Here is a 22,329-nt window from a genome sequence, read left to right on the forward strand (position 1 = left end):
TCTCTCGCGTGGAACGGCCATGTTAACGAAAACCCGCCGCTTTGTTCGGGTGGGCACGCGTGTCGCACAATGGTCGCATGGATTTCACTGCCACCCCTGCCGTCCCTGAAACCGGTGTCCGCACCGTCGTCGGTGCCTGCCCGCACGACTGCCCCGACACCTGCTCCTTCGTCACTACCGTGCAGAACGGTGTGGCTGTCAAGGTGCAGGGCAACCCCCACCACCCGCAAACCGGTGGCGTGCTCTGCGCCAAGGTGTCGCGCTACCACGAGCGCACCCACCACCCCGAACGGCTGCTGACGCCGCTCAAGCGGGTGGGGCCCAAGGGCGCCGGGCGGTTCGAGCCGGTGTCGTGGGACGAAGCGCTGGACGACATCGCCGCCCGCCTGCAGGCCATCGCCGCGCGCGACCCGCGTGCCATCCTGCCCTACAGCTACGCCGGCACCATGGGGCTGGTGCAGGGCGAGAGCATCGCCGCGCGCTTTTTCCACCGCCTGGGCGCCTCGTGGCTGGACCGCACCATCTGTGCCTCGGCCGGAGCGGCCGGGCTGGAGTACACCCTGGGCACCAAACAGGGCATGCGGGTGGAGCATTTCGCCGAATCGCGCCTCATCCTCATCTGGGGCAGCAACTCGGTGGGCAGCAACCTGCATTTCTGGCGCCACGCGCAGGAGGCCAAGCGCCGCAGCGCCCGGCTGGTGTGCATCGACCCGCGCCGCAGCGAAACCGCCGACAAGTGCCACGAACATATCGCCCTGCGGCCGGGCACCGACGCGGCACTGGCCTACGCGCTCATCCACGCCTGCGTCCAGCACGGCTGGGTGGACCACGCCTACCTGGCGCAGCACACGGTGGGCTGGCCGCAGTTGCGCGAACGGGCACTGCAATGGCCACCGGCGCGCGCGGCCGAGGTCTGTGGCGTGCCGGTGGCGCAGATCGAGGCGCTGGCGCGCGACATCGGCGCCTGCTTTGAGCAGCAGACGCCGGTGGCCATCCGCCTGAACTACGGCATGCAGCGGGTGCGCGGCGGCGGCAACGCGGTGCGGGCGGTGGCCTGCCTGCCGGCCGTGCTCGGGGCCTGGCGCCACCGGGCCGGGGGGCTGCTGCTCAGCAGTTCCGGCGCGTTTCCGGTGCAGCGCCAGGTGTTGCAGCGGCCCGATCTGTTCGCCGCCTCGGGTCAAGCGCAGCCGCGCGTGGTCAACATGAGCACCATCGGCGACGACCTGCTGCGGTCCACCTCGGCCGAATTCGGCCCGCGCATCGAGGCGCTGGTGGTGTACAACAGCAACCCGGTGGCGGTGGCGCCGGAATCGTCTAAGGTGGTGCAGGGCTTTGCCCGCGACGACCTGTTCACCGTGGTGCTGGAGCACTTCCAGACCGACACCGCCGATTACGCCGATTACCTGCTGCCCGCCACCACCCAACTGGAGCACTGGGATGTGCACGCCAGCTACGGCCACACCGACGTGTTGCTGAACCGCCCGGCCATCGCCCCGGTGGGGCAGGCACGGCCCAACACGCACATCTTCCGCGAACTGGCACGCCGCATGGGCTACACCGACCCCTGCTTCCAGGACGACGACGAAACCCTGTGTCGCCAGGCCTACGGCGACGCGGTGGACTTCAATGCCCTGTTGCGCGACGGTTTCGTCACCCTGCCGCTGCCGGAGGCGCCTTTCGCCCAGGGCGGCTTCCCCACGCCTTCGGGCAAGTGCGAATTCTTCAGCGAACGCCTGGCCGCGCAGGGGCTGGACGGCCTGCCCGAGGTGCTGCCCAACCACGAGGCGCCGGGCAGCGACCCGCGCTACCCGCTGGCCATGATCTCGCCGCCGGCACGCAACTTCCTCAACTCCACCTTCGTCAACGTGCAGTCGTTGCGCGACGCCGAAGGCCAGCCGCTGCTGGAAATCCACCCGGCCGATGCCGCCGACCGTGGCATCGTCGACGGCAGCACTGTGCGCGTATTCAACGACCGCGGCAGCTACGTGTGCGCCGCCCGCGTCAGCGAACGGGCCCGCCCTGGCGTGGTCAACGGGCTGGGCATCTGGTGGCGCAAATTGGGGCTCAATGGCACCAACGTGAACGAACTCACCAGCCAGCGCCTGACCGACCTGGGCCGGGCGCCCACGTTCTACGACTGTCTGGTGGAGGTGGCGCCGGCCTGAGCGGCGCGGCCGTTTATTCCAGCGTGTCGATCAGCTCGGTGTAGCGCTGCATCGCTTCGTCGGCGCTGGTGCCTTTGAGCAGGGCCCAGGCGTCCCACTTGGCGCGGCCCACCAGGTCGGTGAAGCCCGGCTTGGTGGCGGTGTTGTCGCCCTCGGTGGCCTGCTTGTACAGGGCGTAAATCTTCAGCAGGGTCTGGTTGTCGGGGCGCTGCGTCAGCTCCTGGGTGGCGGACACGGCGGCTTCAAAAGCGGTTTTCAGGTCGGACATGCGGGTCAAGGGGGCAAACACAACAGACATCCATTGTGCCTATTCCCCGGCCATTCGGCCGCCCGCCGGCCCGCATCGCCTGTCGCCTCATCGATAATTCGCTCGCTTCGTCCAACAACTCAGGGGTTTTCGCATGATTCTCGTCACCGGCGGCGCCGGCTTCATTGGCAGCAATTTCGTGCTCGACTGGCTGGCCCAGTGCGACGAGCCCGTCGTCAATTTGGACAAACTCACCTACGCCGGCAACCTGGAAAACCTCGCCAGCCTGCAGGGCGATGCACGCCACCTTTTCGTCCAGGGCGACCTGGGCGACCGCGCCTTGGTGGACCGCCTGTTGGCCGAAAACCGTCCGCGCGCCGTGCTGCACTTCGCCGCCGAAAGCCACGTGGACCGTTCCATCCATGGCCCGGAAGACTTCATCCAGACCAACATCGTCGGCACCTTCCGCCTGCTCGAAGCCGTGCGCGCCCACTGGTCCGCCTTGCCCGCAGACGAGAAAGCCGCCTTCCGCTTCCTGCACGTCAGCACCGACGAGGTCTACGGCACCCTCAGCCAAGAAGCCCCCGCCTTTGCCGAAACCCACCCCTACGAACCCAACAGCCCCTACAGCGCCAGCAAAGCCGCGTCTGACCACCTGGTGCGCGCCTGGCACCACACCTACGGCCTGCCGGTGCTCACCACCAACTGCAGCAACAACTACGGGCCCTACCACTTCCCCGAAAAGTTGATCCCGCTCATGATCGTCAACGCCCTGGCCGGCAAACCGCTGCCGGTCTATGGCGATGGCCTGCAGGTGCGCGACTGGCTCTACGTCCAAGACCACTGCAGCGCCATCCGCCGTGTGCTGGAGGCCGGCCGCCTGGGCGAAACCTACAACGTCGGCGGCTGGAACGAAAAGCCCAACATCGAGATCGTGCACACCGTCTGCGCGCTGCTCGACGAGTTGCGCCCCAAGGCCGACGGCAGCAGCTACAAAGCGCAAATCACCCATGTGCAAGACCGCCCCGGCCACGACCGGCGCTACGCCATCGACGCGCGCAAGATCGAACGCGAACTGGGCTGGAAGCCGGCCGAAACCTTCGACACCGGCATCCGCAAGACGGTGCAGTGGTACCTGGCCCACCCCGAGTGGGTGCAGCACGTGCAAAGCGGCAGCTACCGCGATTGGGTGAGTCGGCAATACGGAGCCGACGCATGAGCGCAGGGGGCGAGCCGGGCCTGCGCATCCTGCTGCTGGGCAAAAACGGTCAGGTGGGTTGGGAGCTGCAACGCAGCCTGGCACCGCTGGGCCACGTCATCGCGCTGGACCGCGAGGGCTTGACACCCCAGCAAGCCACCCACCTGCCCGCGTGGCAGGGCCTGCCCCTGCTGGACCAGCCCTTGTGCGGCGATCTCACCGACCTGGCTGGCCTGGCCCGCACGGTCCATGCCCTGCGCCCGCACGTCATCGTCAACGCGGCCGCCTACACCGCCGTGGACAAAGCCGAGTCCGACGTGGCCCTGGCCCGCCGCATCAACGACGAGGCCCCGGGCGTGCTGGCCCAGGCCGCGCACGCCGTGGGGGCCTGGCTGGTGCACTACAGCACCGACTACGTCTTCAACGGCAGCGGCCACACCCCCTGGCAAGAGGGCGATGCCACCGGCCCCCTCAACGCCTACGGCCTCACCAAGCTCGAGGGTGAGCAGCGCATCCTGCAGGCCGGACGCCAGCACCTCATCCTGCGCACCAGTTGGGTGTATGCAGCGCGTGGCGGCAACTTTGCCAAAACCATGCTGCGCCTGGCGCGCGAGCGCGAACGCCTCACCGTCATCGCCGACCAGTTCGGTGCGCCCACCGGGGCCGAACTCATCGCCGACGTCACCGCTCACTGCATCCGCCACCTGCTGCACACCGGTGAAGGGCAAGGCACCTACCACCTGGCCGCGGCGGGTGAAACCACCTGGCACGGCTACGCCAACCACGTCATCGCCCAGGCCCGGCGCCTGCGGCCCGAGGCCGACTGGACGGTTCAGGACGTGGCCCCCGTGCCCACCAGCGCCTTCCCCACGTCCGCGCGGCGCCCGCACAACTCGCGCCTGAACACCACCTTGCTGCAAGCCACCTTCGGTCTGCACCTGCCGCCGTGGCAGCAAGGGGTGGACCGGCTGCTGGCCGAAATTCTGTGAATTTTTGACAGGGAGAAACTCGAACATGACCGCACGCAAAGGCATCATCCTCGCCGGGGGCTCCGGCACCCGGCTGCACCCCGCCACCCTGGCCATCAGCAAGCAGCTGCTGCCGGTGTACGACAAGCCCATGGTCTACTACCCGCTCAGCACCCTCATGCTGGCGGGCATGCGCGATGTGCTGCTCATCAGCACCCCGCAAGACACGCCCCGTTTCCAGCAACTGCTGGGCGACGGCAGCCAGTGGGGCATGAACCTGCAGTACGCCGTGCAACCCAGCCCCGACGGGCTGGCCCAGGCCTTCATCATTGGCGAGCCCTTCATCGGCAACGCCTCCAGCGCGCTGGTGTTGGGCGACAACATCTACTACGGGCACGACTTCCAGCCGCTTCTCCAGGCGGCCGATGCGCAAACCACCGGTGCCACCGTGTTCGCTTACCACGTGCAAGACCCCGAACGCTACGGCGTGGTCGAATTCAACGCCCAGGGCCAGGCCATCAGCATCGAAGAAAAGCCCAAACAACCCAAAAGCAACTACGCCGTCACCGGCCTGTACTTTTACGACCCGCAGGTGGTGGATATCGCCAAGGCCGTGAAGCCCAGCGCGCGGGGTGAATTGGAAATCACCAGCGTCAACCAAGCCTATTTGCAGCAAGGCCAGCTGAACGTGCAAACCATGGGCCGCGGCTACGCCTGGCTGGACACTGGCACCCACGACAGCCTGCTGGACGCGGGGCAGTTCATTGCCACGCTGGAGCGGCGCCAGGGCTTGAAGATTGCCTGCCCGGAAGAAATCGCCTGGCGCAACGGCTGGATCGGTGCCGAACAATTGCAACGGCTCGCGCAGCCCCTGGCCAAGAACGGCTACGGGCAGTACCTGCTGGGTTTGCTCAAATAAAGTTTGCCATGCCCTACACCGTCACCCCCACCGCCATCCCCGAAGTGCTGGTGCTCGAACCCAAAGTGTTCGGCGACGCCCGCGGCTTCTTCTTCGAAAGCTTCAACCAGCGCGACTTCGAGCAAGCCACCGGCCTGCAAGGCGTGCAATTCGTGCAAGACAACCACAGCAAATCCGCCCGGGGCGTGCTGCGCGGGCTGCACTACCAAATTCAGCACCCCCAGGGCAAGCTGGTGCGGGTGGTGCAGGGCGAGGTGTTCGACGTGGCGGTGGACCTGCGCCAAAGCAGCCCCACCTTCGGCCAGTGGGTGGGCGAGGTGCTGAGCGCCAGCAACCACAAGCAGCTGTGGGTGCCGCCGGGCTTTGCGCATGGCTTCCTGACCTTGAGCCAGTCGGCCGAATTCCTCTACAAAACTACTGACTACTGGTACCCCCAGCACGAGCGCAGTTTGCTGTGGAGCGACCCGCAGGTGGGCATTGCCTGGCCCTTGCAGGGCCAGCCCATCCTGGCAGAAAAAGATGCCGCTGCACCAGGTTGGGGCGATCAATTCCTGCCCTATCGGTGAGACAATGCCGGGAGGGAAAGGACAAGAAAACGTGAGTTCAACCGTAGAAAATTGTGCATCGGCGTCCGTGGTCGATGACGAAATCAGCCTGCTCGATTTGCTTCTTGTCGTTGCCGAAAACTTCTGGCTTTTGGTCTTGGGTTCTTGTTCGGCTGCTGTTTTAGGTTTTGTAGCTGCTGGTTTTTTTCAGCCCACCTATGTAAGCAAGGCCGTACTCCATGGCGAGCGCTTGTTGGTTGTAGGCGGCAAAGAGGTTCCGCTGTTCAGTCCCGCAGAGGTGGCACAGCTGGCCACATCCGCTGCCACGCTCAGCGGTGCTGCCAGTGCACTGGCACAAACGGGCTTTGCGGCCGAAGCCCAAGGCCTCCAAGCGCAGGCAGCCAGTGGCTCATCAAGTGGCACGGTCAAGGCTTCCGTCGTGCGCAACTCGCCTTCCATCAGTCTGGAAGTCTCTGCCTCCAATGCCCCGGCGGCGCAAGCCACGCTCCAGGCCGTGATTGACGCTTTGCTGGCGCAGAGCCGCCCCCAAGGCGATGAGTTTGCAACGCTGCAAGCCAATTTGCAACGCGACATGGCCACGCTGGAGCGTTCCCGTGCCATCGAGGCCTCCCTGGCGCAACAAATTTCGTCTGCAGGCGCATCTGGCCCCCAGGCCGCCAGCGCGTACGGCAATGTGCTGGCAGCCATCACGGCTTTGTCGGCTTCTGTGGCCGAGCAGCAAGCCCGCCTGCAAGGCCTGCCTGCCGATTCGGTTTTGGTGCCGCCCACCTTGCCCCAGCAACCTGCAAAGCCCAAACGCGCACTCATCACTGTGCTCAGTGGCCTGGTTGCAGGCTTTGTCCTCTTGCTCTGGGTGTTTGTTCGGCAGTCCTGGCGCAACGCCCAGGCCGATCCGGCCGCGCTTGAAAAAATCCAGCGCATACGCCTGGCCTTGACCCGGCAGAGGAGCGTGGCATGAGACTCTCGCCCTCTGTGTTGCAGGGGGTGTTGGTCTGGCCCAGGCTGCTCAAGCAGTTGCTGGTCATGGTGTTGGACGTGGCGCTGTGCCTGTTCACCGTCTGGCTGTCGCTCAGCCTTCGGCTTGAAATTTGGTACCCACTGAACAGCGTCTTCTGGCGCACCTCGGCACTGTCCGTGCTCTTGCTGCTGCCGTTGCTGGCATTGGCGGGCACCTACCGTGCCATCTTCAGGTACACGGGCTGGAACGCCCTCATGTCGCTGGGCAAGGTGTGGTTGGTTTACGCCGCCGTTTTTGTCTCGCTGGTCACCGTGGCCAAGCTGGTGCCTGGGGTGCCCAGGTCGGTGGGCGTGGCGCAACCGGTCACCTTGTTGTTGTTCATGGTGATCGCGCGCTTGTTCGCCCGCGTGTTGCTCGACAGCACTTACCGTGCCTCGCGGAAGGCACGCCACGGCGTGCCGCGCGTGCTGGTTTATGGCGCCGGCTCGGCCGGCCGCCAGATCGCGGCCGCCATGGCTCGGTCCAGCCAGCAGTTGGTGGTGGGCTACCTCGATGACGATGCCCGCCTCCACGGGCATACCTTGGACAACCTGCGCGTTTTCAACCCCGCTCAACTCGATCGAGTGTTGGCCAAGACCCAGGCCGACGAGGTCCTTCTGGCCCTGCCTTCTGCCAGCCGCCAGCGCAAAAACGAGATCCTCAACGCCCTCCAGTCGTACCCCGTTCTCGTTCGCACCTTGCCCGCTTTGGCTGATCTCGCCAGTGGCCGTGTCACCTTGAGTGACGTGCGCGAGCTCGACATTGAAGACCTGTTGGGCCGCGACCCTGTGCCACCGTACGGCTTGCTGCTCAACCGAAACACGCACGGCAAGGTGGTCCTCATCACCGGGGCGGGGGGCAGCATCGGCAGCGAAATCGCGCGCCAGGTGCTCGCTTGTCAGCCCAAGGCCTTGCTGCTGCTCGATGTGAGCGAATACGCGTTGTACCAGATCGAACAGGAACTCTTGCCCAAGGCGCCATGCCCGGTGATTGCCTTGCTGGGGTCCGTGCAAGACGCTGCGCGCATTCGCAGTGTGTTGCATACATGGCGGCCGCAGACCGTTTACCACGCCGCCGCCTACAAGCACGTGCCTATGGTTGAGCACAACCCGCTGCAGGGCGTGCTCAACAACGTGTGGGGCACCTGGGTAGTAGCCCAGGAATGCATGGTGGCCCAGGTGCAGGAAATGGTGCTCATCAGCACCGACAAAGCTGTTCGCCCTACCAACATCATGGGTGCCAGCAAGCGGTTGGCCGAGCTGGTGCTGCAATCGCTGCACGCCGCGCATCCCCAGTCAGCCACCACACTGTGCATGGTGCGGTTTGGCAATGTGCTGGGCTCGAGCGGCTCGGTGGTGCCGTTGTTCCGGCAGCAAATTCAGCAGGGTGGGCCCGTCACGCTCACCCATGCGGACATTACCCGCTATTTCATGACCATCTCCGAGGCCGCCCAGCTCGTCATCCAGGCCGGTGCCATGGCCAGCGGGGGCGATGTGTTCGTGCTCGACATGGGCGAGCCCGTTCGCATCCAAGACCTTGCCCGCCGCATGGTCGAACTCTCTGGCCTCACCGTGCGCGACTCGCAACACCCCCACGGTGACATCGAGATCGTCACCACCGGCCTGCGTCCTGGCGAAAAGTTGTACGAAGAGCTGCTCATCGGCGACAACCCTACGCCCACGCAGCACCCGCGCATCCTCAAGGCGCACGAAGAATTTTTGCCCTGGTCGGCCTTGCAACCTTTGCTGCAACGCATCGAGCAAGCCGCCCAGCACCACGACGTCCCCACCCTCAAGGCCCTGCTGGCGCAATGCGTCAGCGGCTACCAGCCAGCCGAAGGGGTGGTGGACCACGTCTGGGTTCACGAACAGCAACGCACCGCCTGAGCCTGTGCTCAGGCACCGCCGCGGGTTCGATTTTTTGATGTTGTGCGCTGTACGGCAGGGCGGTAGCGTGCCCACACAAATTACAAGTTAACGCATCAGACCATCTCAATGATTAACGCGGTTCCTGTCATTCTTTGTGGCGGTTCAGGCACTCGCCTATGGCCCCTGTCGCGCACGGGATTTCCTAAACAGTTCTTGTGTCTGACGGGGGATGAGAGTCTGTTCCAGCAGGCGGCAAAGCGCTTGATGGGTGTGGGCAATAGTTCCATTCAAGTGGCTGCCCCTATCATCGTCACCGGGGAAGAACATCGCTTTCTTGCCGCTGAGCAACTGCGAGAGGGGAATATTCCCCTCGGGTCTGCTTTGCTGGAGCCTGTGGGTCGCAACACCGCTCCCGCCCTCACTCTCGCAGCTTATGCTGCCATCCAAAATGGGGAGGATCCTGTTCTGGTTGTCGCCCCGGCAGACCAAACCGTGAAGGATGTTGCTGCCTTCATCTCTGCCATACAAAGTGCAATAGAACAAGCCGCTCAAGGCAGCATTGTCGTTTTGGGTGTCACCCCCAGCCGGCCCGAAACCGGATATGGCTACATCCAAGTCGAAAAAGGTGATGTCCCAGCAGGTACTACGGCGGTCACTCACACCGTGAAGCGCTTTGTGGAAAAGCCCAATGTAGCCATTGCACAAGCCTATGTGAATGAGGGGGGTTACTTCTGGAACGCGGGCATGTTTGTCCTCAAGGCCTCGGTCTGGCTCAAGGCGCTCGAGCACTTCCGGCCCGACATTCACCAAGCCACAGCGCGGGCCTGGCACCATCGCCACACAGACCCAAACCTCAGCACTTCCTTCGTGCGTCCCAGGAAGTCGGAATTTGCCTCCATTCCAGCCGAGTCGGTGGACTACGCCGTCATGGAACACTGCCCAGGCAGCACCTTCCCCATCCACATGGTGCCGCTGGACGCGGGCTGGAATGACTTGGGCGCCTGGGATGCCGTCTGGAACGTGCTGCCCAAAGACCAATATGGCAACGCCCACGTGGGGGATGTGTTGACCACAGACAGCAGAGACAACTTGGTGCACGCCACGAGCCGCCTCGTCAGCCTGGTGGGCGTGAACGGTCTTATCGTGGTGGAAACCCCTGACGCCGTGTTGGTGGCCGACAAAGCACGAAGCCAGGATGTAAAACACATCGTTGCCCAACTGCAAAAATCACAGCGCGAAGAGTACTCAGCGCATCGCAAAGTACGACGCCCATGGGGCTGGTACGACAGCGTAGACGAAGGTGAGCGCTTCAAGGTCAAGCGCATCCAGGTCAATCCCGGCGCCAGCCTCAGCCTGCAAAAACACCACCACCGCGCGGAGCATTGGGTGGTGGTGAAAGGCACCGCCGAAATTACCCGTGGCAGCGAAACACAGCTCTTAACGGAGAACCAGAGCACTTACATCCCTCTGGGTGAAGTTCACCGGTTGGCCAACCCCGGGAGCATTCCACTAGAGATCATCGAGGTGCAATCTGGCAGTTACCTGGGCGAAGACGACATCGTGCGCTTGCAAGATGCATATGGGCGCCGGAAATGAAATCCCGCTTGTTTCCTTCTATTTGCTTCCGTTTTATTTCATGGGTTGCCAGGAGTGCCTGGAGGTATTTTCTTTGATTGCAAAAGAATTAAAAAAAATCTTTGTAGTGTCAATGCCAATGATATTGGCGCCCTTGTCTAGTTTGCTATTTTTGATCATTGTAGCGAAGGGTGTGGATGTTAAGTATTTTGGAGATTTTTCGTATGTGTTGGTGTTTTTTTCCTTGCTTGTTGGGTTTTCTGATCTTGGGTTAAAAGATTATTTCTTAAGTAAAGATGGATTGCTTGCGGGTTATGCGAGTGCATCTTGTTTGCTTGGTGTTTCCTCTTTTGTATTTTTGATAATATTGGCAATTCAAGTGCCTCTCGTGATTTACGGCGGCGGGAGTTTTTTGTTGTTTGCGGTTCTTGTTCTGGAGGCTTACGCACTCGGCGTAATTCATAAGTCTTTGTACTACAGCTATCAGTCAGATAATAGGTTGACAAGGTTTTCAGCGTTGGAGGTATTTGTTAGGCCGCTTCCTGTTTTGTTGAAAATCTTGATTTTTTTAACTTTTGATAATCTAGTGTTGGCGTTGCTTGTTGGATCAATTTCTTCGTTAGTTGTTTATGCTTCATGGTTGGGTTCCTTTGATTTTTTTTCTGGTTTGAGCAAGAAAAATTTAATTATTGATTTAAAGAGGGTTTTGTTGGATTGGAGGGGCTGGGGCTTATATAGCATTTCATTTTTCTCTTTCTTCCTGTACTTTGGTGCTGATAAGCTTGTGATTCAGTGGGGGTTGGGGGCTGAAAGCTTGGGTGTATATTCTGCTGCGATGGCATTTATGGGTGTGGGGCAAATAGCTGTGAGTGTCCTATGGTCGTTGTACATGCCAAGGCTTTCTCGTGGCGAGAAAATATGGTCGCACCGCCAGCAAATATTTCTAATGAGCTGCCTTGGTTTGCTGGTGTCTTTGGTTTATCAGGTTTTTGCTTATTTCTTTTTCTCTCGAATTTATCCTTTGGGTTATGATGAGGGCGTGATTATTCTCTCGGTTGCGTCGGCTTACTTTGTATTCAGATTTCCTAACGTAGTGATGGAGATTTACTATATTTTGGATTGTAAGTATGTGGATTTTGTTAAAATGAGGGTCTCCTTTGGGTTGCTGTGCTTATTTCTGATTTCTGTTTTACTTCCGTTACTTGGTCTAAAGGGTGCGGCTATTTCACTGGTGGTTGCTGAGATGTCATTGATGTTTGGCTTGTTATTGAGTCGCAGGAGAAAGTTTTGTTGAAAAAAGCACTTATTACTGGTATCACCGGCCAAGACGGTTCCTATCTGGCCGAATTCCTGCTGGCCAAAGGCTACGAGGTACACGGCATCAAGCGCCGGGCGTCGCTGTTCAACACTCAGCGGATTGACCACATCTACCAAGACCCGCATGTGGAAAACGCCCATTTCCGCTTGCATTACGGGGACTTAACCGATACCTCCAACCTAATCCGCATTTTGCAAGAGGTGCAGCCAGACGAGGTATACAACTTGGGCGCTCAGTCGCACGTGGCGGTGTCGTTCGAGTCGCCCGAGTACACGGCCGATGTGGACGCCATGGGCACCCTGCGCCTGCTGGAGGCTATTCGCATTCTGGGCTTGGAGAAGAAAACCAGGTTCTACCAAGCATCCACCAGCGAACTGTATGGCTTGGTGCAGGAAACCCCACAGAGGGAAACCACCCCCTTCTACCCCCGCAGCCCGTACGCGGTGGCCAAGCTCTATGCCTACTGGATCGTGGTGAACTACCGCGAAGCCTATGGTCTCTACGCCTGCAACGGCATCCTCTTCAACCACGAAAGCCCGCGCCGGGGTGAAACCTTCGTCACCCGCAAAATCACCCGTGGCTTGGCCAACATTGCACAAGGGTTGGAGACCTGCCTTTACATGGGCAACCTGGATGCCCTGCGCGACTGGGGCCATGCCAAAGACTACGTGCGCATGCAGTGGATGATGCTGCAGCGGGACCAGCCTGAAGACTTCGTCATTGCCACAGGCCTGCAGTACAGCGTGCGCCAGTTCATCGAATGGTCAGCCCGTGAACTGGGCATCACTTTGCGGTTTGACGGCTATGGCATTGATGAGCACGCCGTAGTGCAGGCTGTAGAAGGCGACAAAGCCCCTGCAGTGAAGGTAGGCGACGTGCTGGTGCGTGTGGACCCGCGTTACTTCCGCCCCACCGAGGTGGATACCCTGCTAGGTGACCCCACCAAGGCCAAAGAAAAGCTCGGCTGGGTGCCCGAAATCACCGTGCATGACATGTGCGCCGAAATGGTGTCAGAAGACCTGAAGGCCGCGCAGCGCCATGCCCTGCTCAAGGCACATGGGCACAATGTCGTGGTTTCGATAGAAAACTGATCATGACCAATCAGACCCCTGTGCACCCAACCATTTTCGTCGCGGGCCACCGTGGCATGGTCGGCTCGGCTATCGTGCGGCGCCTTCAGGCGCTTGGTGCGCAAAATATCATCACCCGAACGCACGCCGAACTCGAATTGTGCCACCAAGCGGAAGTACAAGCCTTTTTCCAGCAAGAGCGCATTGACCAGGTGTACTTGGCGGCGGCGAAGGTGGGTGGCATACACGCCAACAACACCTACCCGGCCGATTTCATCTACGACAACCTGATGATTCAGGCTAACGTCATCCACGCTGCCCATATGGCCGGTGTGCAAAAGCTGTTGTTTCTGGGCTCCTCTTGCATTTACCCCAAACTTGCTGCGCAGCCTATGGCTGAAGATGCTTTGCTTACAGGTCCATTGGAACCCACCAACGAGCCATACGCGATTGCCAAGATTGCGGGCATCAAACTGTGCGAAAGCTACAACCGCCAATACGGGCGCGACTACCGCAGTGTGATGCCCACAAACCTGTACGGCCCTGGTGACAACTACCATCCCGAAAACAGCCATGTCATCCCAGCGTTGATTCGCCGTTTTCACGAAGCCAAGCAGCGCGGCGACGCCGAGGTGGTGGTGTGGGGCAGCGGTACACCGCGCCGAGAATTTTTGTACGTAGATGACATGGCCGCTGCGAGCGTGCACGTGATGAACCTGCCCCCCGAGGTGTGGCAGTCACAGGTGCAGCTCATGTGCTCACATTTGAATGTAGGCAGTGGCCAAGACCACACCATTGGTGAATTGGCCCAGCAGGTGGCCCATGTCGTCGGCTACGAAGGAAGCATACGTTTCGACACCTCCAAACCCGATGGCACACCGCGTAAGCTGATGCAGAGCAGCAAGCTGCATCAACTCGGTTGGCAAGCAGCTGTTGAACTGGACGACGGGCTTCGGCTGGCGTATGAAGACTTCAAACAGAGTGCGTTGGCATGACTGAATCAGCTACACCCACTATCAGCATCATCACGGCCACATACAACGCGGCAGAGCACTTGCCAAGGCTCATCGAATCACTCGTTGCGCAAACCGACCAAGAATTTGAATGGGTGGTGGCTGACGGGGGATCTACCGATGGAACATTGGAGCTTCTGGAGAAGGCAAAGTCGCAACTGAGAAATGTAGTGATTGATTCACGGCCCGATTTTGGGATTTATGATGCGTTGAATAAGGCAGTCAGACTTGCAAGTGGTGAATATTATCTCGTCAGCGGCGCCGATGATGAACTCGATCAAACTGCTATTGAGAATTTTAAGATATTAGCTTCTCGGACAGGGGCTGACATTTTGACGGCAGCAGTTGCAATAATGAATGGACGTTATGTCGTTAGACGTCCCAGTGGAGCTTCATGGTTTCATGGGGGAATGGCTTACGTCACTGGACATGCTATTGGATCTGTGTTTCGGAAGTCGCTGCATAACCAAAAGTCAATTGGGTATTACTCGAAAGCCTATCCAATTGCTGCAGATCAACTATTTATCAAGCGTGCAGTACAATCCGGTGCATCTATTGCAGTTGGAAATTTTCTTGCCGGCCGGTTTGGTGACACAGGTGTGAGTTCTGTAAATTTGGCAGGCACTCTATCTGAGTTCTTTTGTGTTCAGCTCGAAACCGAACGCTTGAAAGGGCTACAAGTGGCGCTTTACATCTTGCGAATTATAAAAAACTACCCCAAACTCTTGCGATGACGGTCTGTATATCTTTAAGGCGAAAAGTAGATGATTTAACTCTTATGTGTATAAATAAAAAATTCAAAACAACTGAAATTTAACTATTAAAAGAAAAGCAAAAAACCAATGAAGAAAATAAATAGATCAATAGCTGATGTATCGACTATTATCCCGTGTTACAACTGTGTTGATACCATTAGGCGTGCCATTGAATCGATTGCGGCGCAAACAGTATTGCCGGCAGAGGTCATTCTGGTAAATGATTGCAGTAGTGACGGAACACTTGAGCTCCTCAAAAAAATTCAATCAAAATATTCGGATGAGTGGATTCAGGTAATCGATCTGCATAAAAATAGTGGGCCAGGCGAAGCACGAAATGCAGGTTGGTCAGTTGCCCGTCAAAATTACATCGCATTCCTCGATGCAGATGATGCTTGGCATCCACAGAAAATAGAAATCCAGTATGGCTGGATGTCTAAGAATCCTGACATTTTATTAACAGGTCACAGCTGTGCACAATGGGATACAGGCAAATCTCTCCCTAATACAAATTACAACATCGATTCTATAAAGTGCCTCCGTATCACGAAGGTTAAATTGCTTCTTAAAAACTATTTTTCAACACGGTCAGTCATGCTGAGACGAGACGTGCCGTATAGATTTGTTTCAGGCAAATTCCATGCCGAAGATTATTTGTTATGGCTGCAGCTTGCTTGTAAATCCAACTCGCTGATCACGATAGATTTGCCACTTGCATACTTATTCAAGGCGCCTTACGGTGAAGGTGGGCTTTCAGCTCAGCTGTGGAAAATGCAGCGGGGAGAAATCGATGTATATCGAAGAATAAGAGACGAGGGAGAGATAAATTTCGCAACCTATATGGCATTGACTTTTTGGTCGCTGATTCGTTTCTGTAGAAGATTGATGATTACTGCTCTCAGAAAATAATTTATTAAATATAAATAAATTTCTCTTATGCAAATAAAGTTGACTGGAATCATTGCCGCTGTTGCCATAGGGTTGTCACCAGTTTATCTATGGTCAAGCGGCCTGCCGCAACCTTCGCACCTTCTGTTTTCAGTTGGGCTGATGTTGTGGATGATTTTAAATTTAAAAAATTTAAAATCCATGAGCATTCCACCGATATCAAATTATGCATTGGCTTTTCTGTTTTACTCAATTGTCGTAAACACGACTGTATTTGTTTATCATCAAGATGGCAGTACAATTTTATCAAGCATCTATTACGCTTTCAATATTATTTCGTTTATTTTTATAATAAAAATCGCATCCCAATATGGTTTAAAAATATTTCTAAAAATATTCTATATTGTTTTTTGGTGTGTATTGGTCGTTGTGCTGATGATAGCACTTTCTTGTTTGGGGCGTAGTTTCGGTGGATATAGGGTAATGTCTACATTTAACGACCCCAATCAATTCGCTCATTGGTTATTGTGGGTTGCATTGATTATTTCGGCAATTGGCTGGGCAATAAAGAAATCATGTATGCCTGGCGTGATTGCATTCAGTTTGGCTGCCTCTGGTATATTGGCTTCACTATCCCGAAGCGGGATGCTCGCTTTGGTTGTTGTCATGCTAGTAGGATTGCTTGTTCTACTCTATTCGAAATCAAGGTCTGAAATTTTTCTAAAAGCCAATGATTTTCGGGTGGTCAAAGTGATCGGTGTAGCATTTATCTTATCAGCTCCTTTGTTGTTTGTAAATTTTATTACGCCATCGCTTTGCAGTCTGTTTGGAAATGAGCATATCTCACAAGCTTCGCGACACACGGCGCTTTACGATCGTGTTTCTGACAGAGGCTTAAACTCTTCATTTGAAGGGCGTGGATATGACAGACTGTGGAAATTTCCTGAGTATCTGTTTTATGGTGCTGGCGAAGGCGCAAACCATAGATGGGAGGCCGAGGCCATATTTCATGGAGAAGTTCATTCCACCTTTGCAGGTGTATGGTTTTATTATGGGATCCCTGGTTTGTTTTTCTTGCTCATTTTTCTGTATAAAATCTGGATGCGGCTTGATACAGTGTGGATGAAACTGCTGTTCTTTGCTCCATTGGCTTATAGCTTTGGCACTTATAATCTCAGAAATTGGATGTTTTGGATCGGATTGGCCTTTCTTTATCTTGCATCTGAGCATGCAAGGCAATTTCGCCATCAAGATTAGTAAGATAATTTAAATGAAAAAGTTGGCCTTCATTGCTCATCATGCATCGGGAATAATTAACTTCCGAGGCTCGTTAATTTCAGCCTTAAGCGATTTAAATTTAGAATTTATTGTGTATTCTTCGGAATGGAATGAAGGTGCGGTCGGTTTTGTAAAAAACAGCAGGGGGCGGGCATTTTCATATCATCTTCAACGCACTGGATTGAATCCTTTGAGTGATTTAATTACTCTATGGGATTTGTGGCGCTCACTTAAGACAGAGAAGCCAGATATTGTATTTACTTACGCCGCAAAAACCAATGTGTGGGGCATGCTGGCCGCCGCGCTGGCAGGGGTGCCGCACCGCGTAGCCATGGTGGAGGGCATGGGCTACGCCTTTACCGAAAGTGCCAATGGTCGCACCTTCAAGCAGCGGCTGGTGGGTGCGGTGCTGGCTACGCTATACCGTCTGGCATTCAAGCTGGCGCACAAGGTGGTGGTGCTCAACCCAGACGACGCAGCTGACCTGCAGCGCTTGTGCGGCCTGGCGCCGCACAAAACGGTGATGTTGGGCGGCATTGGCGTGCCCCTGCCCGACTGGCCCTTGCACCCACCCCATACCCAGCCCATCAGCTTCACACTGATTGCCAGGCTGCTGCGCGAAAAAGGCATTTTGGAATATCTGCAAGCGGCACGGTTGGTGAAAGCGCAACACCCAGAGGTACGTTTTTACCTGCTCGGTGGGCTGGACGAAAATCCCGGTGCCATCAACCAAGCCGACATACAGCCTTGGCTCGACGATGGCACCGTGGAATGGCCTGGCCAGGTGAATGTGAAGCCTTGGCTGGCCAAGACCAGTGTGTATGTATTGCCTTCATACCGTGAAGGTGTGCCCCGGAGCACGCAAGAAGCAATGGCCATGGGCCGCCCCGTCATCACCACAGACGTACCGGGCTGCCGCGAAACGGTAGTGGATGGTGTGAACGGTTTCATGGTGCCTCCGCGCAATGTGCCTACGCTGGCAGCAGCCATGCTCAAGTTCGTCCAAAACCCCAGCCTGGTGGCCACCATGGGCACAGAAAGCCGTCGCTTGGCAGAGGAGCGTTTTGATGTGGACAAAATCAACCAGAGGTTGATGGAGGTCTTGGGTGTGAGGGAAGTGCGATGAAGCGCATCTTTGACGTTTGCGGGTCTGCGGTTGCGTTGACACTGCTCAGCTTGCCTTTGCTTTTGCTGGCATGGGCCGTGCGCCTAAAGCTGGGCAGCCCCGTCTTCTTCCGCCAGGTGCGCCCCGGCCTGCACGGCAAGCCGTTTGAAATGGTGAAGTTCCGCACCATGACCAGCGAACGCGGCCCCGACGGCCAGTTGCTGCCCGACGCCGTGCGCCTGACGCCGTTTGGTCGCTTTCTGCGCGCCACCAGCCTGGACGAACTGCCCGAGCTGTGGAACGTGCTCAAGGGCGACATGAGCCTGGTGGGCCCGCGCCCGCTGCTGATGGAATACCTGCCGCTCTACACCCCCGAACAGGCCCGCCGCCACGAGGTGCGCCCCGGCATCACCGGCTGGGCCCAGGTGAACGGCCGCAACGCCATCAGCTGGGAAGACAAGTTCCAGCTCGACGTGTGGTACGTGGACCACCGCAGCCTTTGGCTGGACATCAAAATCCTGTGGCTCACGGTAAAGAAAGTGCTGGTACGCGACGGCATCAGCGCGGCTGGCGAGGCCACCATGCCCCGGTTTACCGGCAGCAATACCCAGGAACCACAACCATGAAGCAAGTCGCCATCTTCGGCGCCAGCGGCTTTGGCCGCGAAGTGATGCCACTGGCCCGGCAGCAATGGGCCGCCGGTGGCGAACCGCACCAACTGGTGTTTGTAGATGACCACCCCCCCGCCGCCGAATGCAACGGCCACCGCGTGCTCACCTACGCCGAATGGCTGGCCCAGCCCGCCAGCAGCCGGCACATCAACATCGCCATTGCCAACAGCGCGGTGCGCCAGAGGCTGGTGCAGCGCTGCCTGGCCGACGGGGTGCAGTTCTTCGAGGTGCGCGCCGCCAACGTGGTGCAGCTGGACGACGTGCAGCTGGGCGAAGGCGCCATCCTCTGCCCTTTCGTCACCCTCACCAGCAACATCCGCATAGGCCAACACTTCCACGCCAACATTTACAGCTATGTGGCACACGATTGCGTGATTGGCGACTACGTCACCTTCGCCCCCGGGGTGAAGTGCAATGGCAACGTGGTGGTGGAAGACCACGCCTACATCGGTACCGGCGCCGTCATCAAACAGGGCCAGCCCGGCGAGCCCCTGGTGATTGGCCGTGGGGCGGTGGTGGGCATGGGCGCCGTTGTCACCAAAAGCGTGCCGCCCGGAGCCACGGTGGTGGGCAACCCGGCGCGGCCGATGGTGCTGTCATGACAGGCTTGTGATATAGTAAAAAGTATCCCGCCCTTGGCAGTACGCCGTCCAATCATCCAGGACGTGCCGAACCCTAGGGCGTTTTTGTTGGTTCGGGGAGAAACATGCCTACGGCGATTTTGATAGACGGTGGGTATTTTGTAAAACGTTTCAGGGCGCTTGAACCGCACAACGCCTACAACGCAGAACGGGCCGCTGACTGCATTTTTCGGTGGGCTGTTGCCCACCTGTCAGAGAGAGTGGCCTCCAAGCCGGCAGAACAACGCTCTCGTCGACGAGAGTTGTACCGCGTCTTTTTTTATGATTGTCCGCCGCTCCAAAAAAAACTACACAACCCCCTTTCAAAAAAGGCGGTCGATTTCGCCAAATCGGCAGAGGCGGTATTTCGACTTGAATTGCATCAGCGTTTGCTGAAAAAGAGAAAGCTGGCCCTGCGCTTGGGGCACTTGACGAACGATTCGCCGTGGACCATCAAGCCGACCAAGGTGGCTGAATTGCTGGCAGGGAAGTGCGTTTTTTCTTCTTTGACGGAGGAGGACGTGATGCCGGCTATCCGTCAGAAAGGGGTAGACATGCGCATTGGTGTGGATGTTGCCTCGCTGGCTTTCAAACGACAGGTGGATCAGATAGTTTTGTTTGCTGGAGACGCAGACTTTGTGCCCGCAGCCAAGTTGGCCAGGCGAGAGGGCATTGATTTTGTACTTGACCCCATGTGGCGTTCCGTGTCAGACAGCCTGATGGAACACATTGATGGATTGCGGTCAACCTGCCCCAAGCCAAATGGCAGCAAACCAGCCGAGGTAGGCCCATGCTGAACACGCTATTTTCGCCTTGGCCCAACTTCACTGACGAAGAGGCTGCCGCCGTGCAGCGCGTGCTGCTGAGCAACAAGGTGAACTACTGGACCGGCACCGAATGCCGCGAGTTCGAAAAGGAATTTGCAGCCTGGGCCGGCACTCGCCATGCCGTGGCGCTGGCCAACGGCACGCTGGCACTGGATGTGGCGCTGAAGGCGTTGAAGATTGGCCCCGGCGATGAGGTGGTGGTCACCCCGCGTACCTTCATTGCCAGCGTGTCGTGCGTGGTCAATGCCGGCGCCACCCCAGTGTTTGCCGATGTGGATGCCAACAGCGGCAACATCACTGCAAAGACTATTGAGGCGGTGCTGACCCCCCGCACCAAAGCTGTGATTTGTGTGCACTTGGCCGGTTGGCCCTGCGACATGGACCCGATCATGGCGCTGGCCGAGCAGCATGGCCTGAAAGTGATTGAGGACTGCGCCCAGGCCCACGGCGCCCGCTACAAGGACCGCAGCGTGGGCAGCATGGGCCACGTGGGGGCCTGGAGCTTTTGCCAAGACAAAATCATGACCACCGGCGGCGAAGGCGGCATGGTCACCACCAACGACGACGCCCTGTGGCGTGCCATGTGGAGTTTCAAGGACCACGGTAAGAGCTACGAGGCCGTGTACGAACGCCAGCACCCGCCCGGTTTCCGCTGGTTGCACGAAAGCTTTGGGACCAACTGGCGCATGCTGGAAATGCAGGCCGCCATCGGCCGCATCCAGCTGCGCCGCATGACCGAATGGACGGCGCGCCGCCAAGCCCATGCAGCGGCACTGGTGGCTGCCCTGCAGCCATTTGCCGGGGAGTGCGGGCCTGTGCGCTTGCCGCAACTGGGGTGCCATGGCTGCGCGGCGGGTTGCGGCCCCGGTGGCACCCGGCCCTGCGCCACGGGCTCTGCTGACTGCGTACACGGCCAGTACAAGTTCTACGCCTACGTGCGCCCGCACAACTTGGACCCCGGCTGGAGCCGCGACCGCATCATCGAAGCCATCAACGCCGAGGGCGTGCCCTGCTACCAAGGCAGTTGCAGCGAGGTGTACCTTGAAAAAGCCTTTGACGATACCGGCTGGCGCCCCGCGCAGCGCCTGCCCGTGGCCCGCGAGCTGGGCGAAACCAGCCTGATGTTTTTGGTACACCCCACTTTGACCGAAGACGAGATCACCCGAACCGTCCACGCCATCACCACGGTGCTGAAGGCGTCGTCCAGCCAGGAAACAACTTCACGGGTCCGCTCATGACCCGAACCATATTGGTCACTGGCGGTGCCGGCTACATTGGCTCGCACACCACCCTAGTGCTGCTGCAGGCCGGCTTTCAAGTGGTGGTGCTGGACAGCCTGTGCAATGCGTCGGCCGAGTCGCTGAAGCGAGTGGCGCAGCTGGCGGGCCGTGAGCCTGTGTTTGTGCAGGGCGACATTCGCGACCGTGCCTTGCTGGATCAGTTGCTGGCCCACCACCCCGTGCAGGCCGTCATGCATTTCGCGGGTTTGAAGGCCGTTGGGGAAAGCGTGGCCCAGCCGCTGCGCTATTACGAAAACAACGTGGGGGGCACCATCAACCTGTGCCAGGCCATGGCGGCGGCAGGCGTGTTCACCTTGGTGTTCAGTTCGTCAGCCACGGTGTATGGCGATCCAGCCACAGTACCTATCACCGAAGACCAGCCGGTAGGCCAGACGACCAACCCCTATGGCCGAAGCAAGTTCATGGTGGAGCAAGTGCTGGGCGACCTCGCGGTAGCGGACGCGCGCTGGCGGGTGGCGCTGCTGCGCTACTTCAACCCCGTAGGCGCTCACGAAAGTGGGCTGATGGGCGAAGACCCGAACGGCATTCCCAACAACCTGTTGCCCTACATCACTCAAGTGGCGGTGGGCAAGCTGCCCGAACTGGCCGTGTTTGGCAACGACTACCCCACACCCGACGGCACGGGGGTGCGCGATTACATCCACGTGTTGGACTTGGCCGAAGGCCATCTGTGCGCACTGAAGGCACTGCAAACCCGCACCGGCGCCCATGTGTGGAACTTGGGCACTGGCCAAGGCTACAGCGTGCTGGAGATGGTACGCGCCTTTGAAGCCGCCAGTGGCAGGCCTGTACCGTACCGCATCTCCCCCCGCCGCTCAGGCGACATTGCCAACTGTTATGCCGACCCGACCAAGGCCAGGAAAGAGTTAGGCTGGGGAGCTCAACGTGGCCTGCCTGACATGATGAGAGATGCTTGGCGCTGGCAATCCATGAACCCCAATGGGTACAGTGGCGGCCGTAACTGATGCCTTCGCCAACAA

Annotated in this window: 21 protein-coding genes; 20 read left to right on the plus strand and 1 reads right to left on the minus strand. The window is 58.4% G+C overall.

Annotated features, from left to right (window positions below):
- The first annotated feature begins 77 nt into the window (after positions 1-77).
- Positions 78-2,165 carry a molybdopterin-containing oxidoreductase family protein gene (locus CON77_RS03025; protein WP_101047659.1) on the plus strand — a complete coding sequence of 696 codons (2,088 nt, stop codon included), beginning with the start codon at positions 78-80 and terminating at the stop codon, positions 2,163-2,165.
- Positions 2,166-2,178: 13 nt separating this feature from the next.
- Here the strand turns inward: CON77_RS03025 and CON77_RS03030 are convergent, their stop codons facing one another.
- A complete protein-coding gene (locus CON77_RS03030; RefSeq protein WP_101047732.1) occupies positions 2,179-2,433 on the minus strand; it encodes an acyl-CoA-binding protein in 255 nt (84 codons plus the stop codon).
- Positions 2,434-2,566: 133 nt separating this feature from the next.
- Here CON77_RS03030 and rfbB point away from each other — a divergent pair, with 133 nt between their 5' ends.
- The 19 genes from rfbB to galE all read left to right on the plus strand — a co-directional run bounded on the left by rfbB (position 2,567) and on the right by galE (position 22,314).
- Entirely contained in the window at positions 2,567-3,631 is a 1,065-nt protein-coding gene (gene rfbB, locus CON77_RS03035; RefSeq protein ID WP_101047660.1) for a dTDP-glucose 4,6-dehydratase, read from the plus strand.
- 20 nt (positions 3,632-3,651) lie between these two features.
- A complete protein-coding gene (gene rfbD, locus CON77_RS03040) occupies positions 3,652-4,599 on the plus strand; it encodes a dTDP-4-dehydrorhamnose reductase (RefSeq protein ID WP_101047733.1) in 948 nt (315 codons plus the stop codon).
- Positions 4,600-4,624: 25 nt separating this feature from the next.
- The gene (gene rfbA / locus CON77_RS03045; protein ID WP_101047661.1) at positions 4,625-5,497 is read left to right on the plus strand and encodes a glucose-1-phosphate thymidylyltransferase RfbA; all 873 of its coding nucleotides are present in this window, start codon (positions 4,625-4,627) and stop codon (positions 5,495-5,497) included.
- Between the two features lie 8 nt (positions 5,498-5,505).
- The gene (gene rfbC, locus CON77_RS03050) at positions 5,506-6,063 is read left to right on the plus strand and encodes a dTDP-4-dehydrorhamnose 3,5-epimerase (RefSeq protein ID WP_101047662.1); all 558 of its coding nucleotides are present in this window, start codon (positions 5,506-5,508) and stop codon (positions 6,061-6,063) included.
- Positions 6,017-7,021, plus strand: a complete 1,005-nt coding sequence (locus CON77_RS03055) for a hypothetical protein (protein ID WP_198552247.1) — start codon at positions 6,017-6,019, stop codon at positions 7,019-7,021. The genes rfbC and CON77_RS03055 overlap by 47 nt, the downstream gene beginning before the upstream one ends.
- Entirely contained in the window at positions 7,018-8,946 is a 1,929-nt protein-coding gene (locus tag CON77_RS03060; protein ID WP_101047664.1) for a polysaccharide biosynthesis protein, read from the plus strand. Before CON77_RS03055 ends, CON77_RS03060 begins: the two co-directional genes overlap by 4 nt.
- Before the next feature lie 108 nt (positions 8,947-9,054).
- On the plus strand, positions 9,055-10,524 hold the full coding sequence (locus CON77_RS03065) for a mannose-1-phosphate guanylyltransferase/mannose-6-phosphate isomerase (RefSeq protein ID WP_101047665.1): 1,470 nt from the start codon (positions 9,055-9,057) through the stop codon (positions 10,522-10,524).
- Entirely contained in the window at positions 10,502-11,797 is a 1,296-nt protein-coding gene (locus CON77_RS15075) for an MATE family efflux transporter (RefSeq protein ID WP_198552248.1), read from the plus strand. Before CON77_RS03065 ends, CON77_RS15075 begins: the two co-directional genes overlap by 23 nt.
- Positions 11,794-12,912: a GDP-mannose 4,6-dehydratase gene (gmd, locus tag CON77_RS03075; protein WP_101047667.1), complete on the plus strand. Its 1,119-nt coding sequence runs from the start codon at positions 11,794-11,796 to the stop codon at positions 12,910-12,912. Before CON77_RS15075 ends, gmd begins: the two co-directional genes overlap by 4 nt.
- A gap of 2 nt (positions 12,913-12,914) precedes the next feature.
- A complete protein-coding gene (gene fcl / locus CON77_RS03080) occupies positions 12,915-13,886 on the plus strand; it encodes a GDP-L-fucose synthase (protein WP_101047668.1) in 972 nt (323 codons plus the stop codon).
- Positions 13,883-14,638 (plus strand): glycosyltransferase, encoded by a 756-nt coding sequence (locus CON77_RS03085; RefSeq protein ID WP_101047669.1) that lies wholly within the window; start codon positions 13,883-13,885, stop codon positions 14,636-14,638. Before fcl ends, CON77_RS03085 begins: the two co-directional genes overlap by 4 nt.
- A gap of 108 nt (positions 14,639-14,746) precedes the next feature.
- Entirely contained in the window at positions 14,747-15,568 is an 822-nt protein-coding gene (locus CON77_RS03090; RefSeq protein WP_101047670.1) for a glycosyltransferase family 2 protein, read from the plus strand.
- 27 nt (positions 15,569-15,595) lie between these two features.
- Positions 15,596-16,804, plus strand: coding sequence for an O-antigen ligase family protein (locus tag CON77_RS03095; RefSeq protein ID WP_101047671.1), 1,209 nt, complete (start codon positions 15,596-15,598; stop codon positions 16,802-16,804).
- Between the two features lie 13 nt (positions 16,805-16,817).
- Entirely contained in the window at positions 16,818-17,951 is a 1,134-nt protein-coding gene (locus tag CON77_RS03100) for a glycosyltransferase family 4 protein (RefSeq protein WP_101047672.1), read from the plus strand.
- Positions 17,948-18,556 carry a sugar transferase gene (locus CON77_RS03105; protein WP_101047673.1) on the plus strand — a complete coding sequence of 203 codons (609 nt, stop codon included), beginning with the start codon at positions 17,948-17,950 and terminating at the stop codon, positions 18,554-18,556. The genes CON77_RS03100 and CON77_RS03105 overlap by 4 nt, the downstream gene beginning before the upstream one ends.
- Positions 18,553-19,203: an acetyltransferase gene (locus tag CON77_RS03110; protein ID WP_101047674.1), complete on the plus strand. Its 651-nt coding sequence runs from the start codon at positions 18,553-18,555 to the stop codon at positions 19,201-19,203. Before CON77_RS03105 ends, CON77_RS03110 begins: the two co-directional genes overlap by 4 nt.
- A gap of 104 nt (positions 19,204-19,307) precedes the next feature.
- Entirely contained in the window at positions 19,308-20,018 is a 711-nt protein-coding gene (locus tag CON77_RS03115) for an NYN domain-containing protein (RefSeq protein ID WP_101047675.1), read from the plus strand.
- Positions 20,012-21,286: a DegT/DnrJ/EryC1/StrS family aminotransferase gene (locus CON77_RS03120; protein ID WP_101047676.1), complete on the plus strand. Its 1,275-nt coding sequence runs from the start codon at positions 20,012-20,014 to the stop codon at positions 21,284-21,286. Before CON77_RS03115 ends, CON77_RS03120 begins: the two co-directional genes overlap by 7 nt.
- A complete protein-coding gene (gene galE / locus CON77_RS03125) occupies positions 21,283-22,314 on the plus strand; it encodes a UDP-glucose 4-epimerase GalE (RefSeq protein ID WP_198552249.1) in 1,032 nt (343 codons plus the stop codon). The genes CON77_RS03120 and galE overlap by 4 nt, the downstream gene beginning before the upstream one ends.
- Positions 22,315-22,329: the final 15 nt, after the last annotated feature.

The organism is Macromonas nakdongensis (genome assembly GCF_002837145.1).
Classification (GTDB): domain Bacteria; phylum Pseudomonadota; class Gammaproteobacteria; order Burkholderiales; family Burkholderiaceae_C; genus Macromonas_B; species Macromonas_B nakdongensis.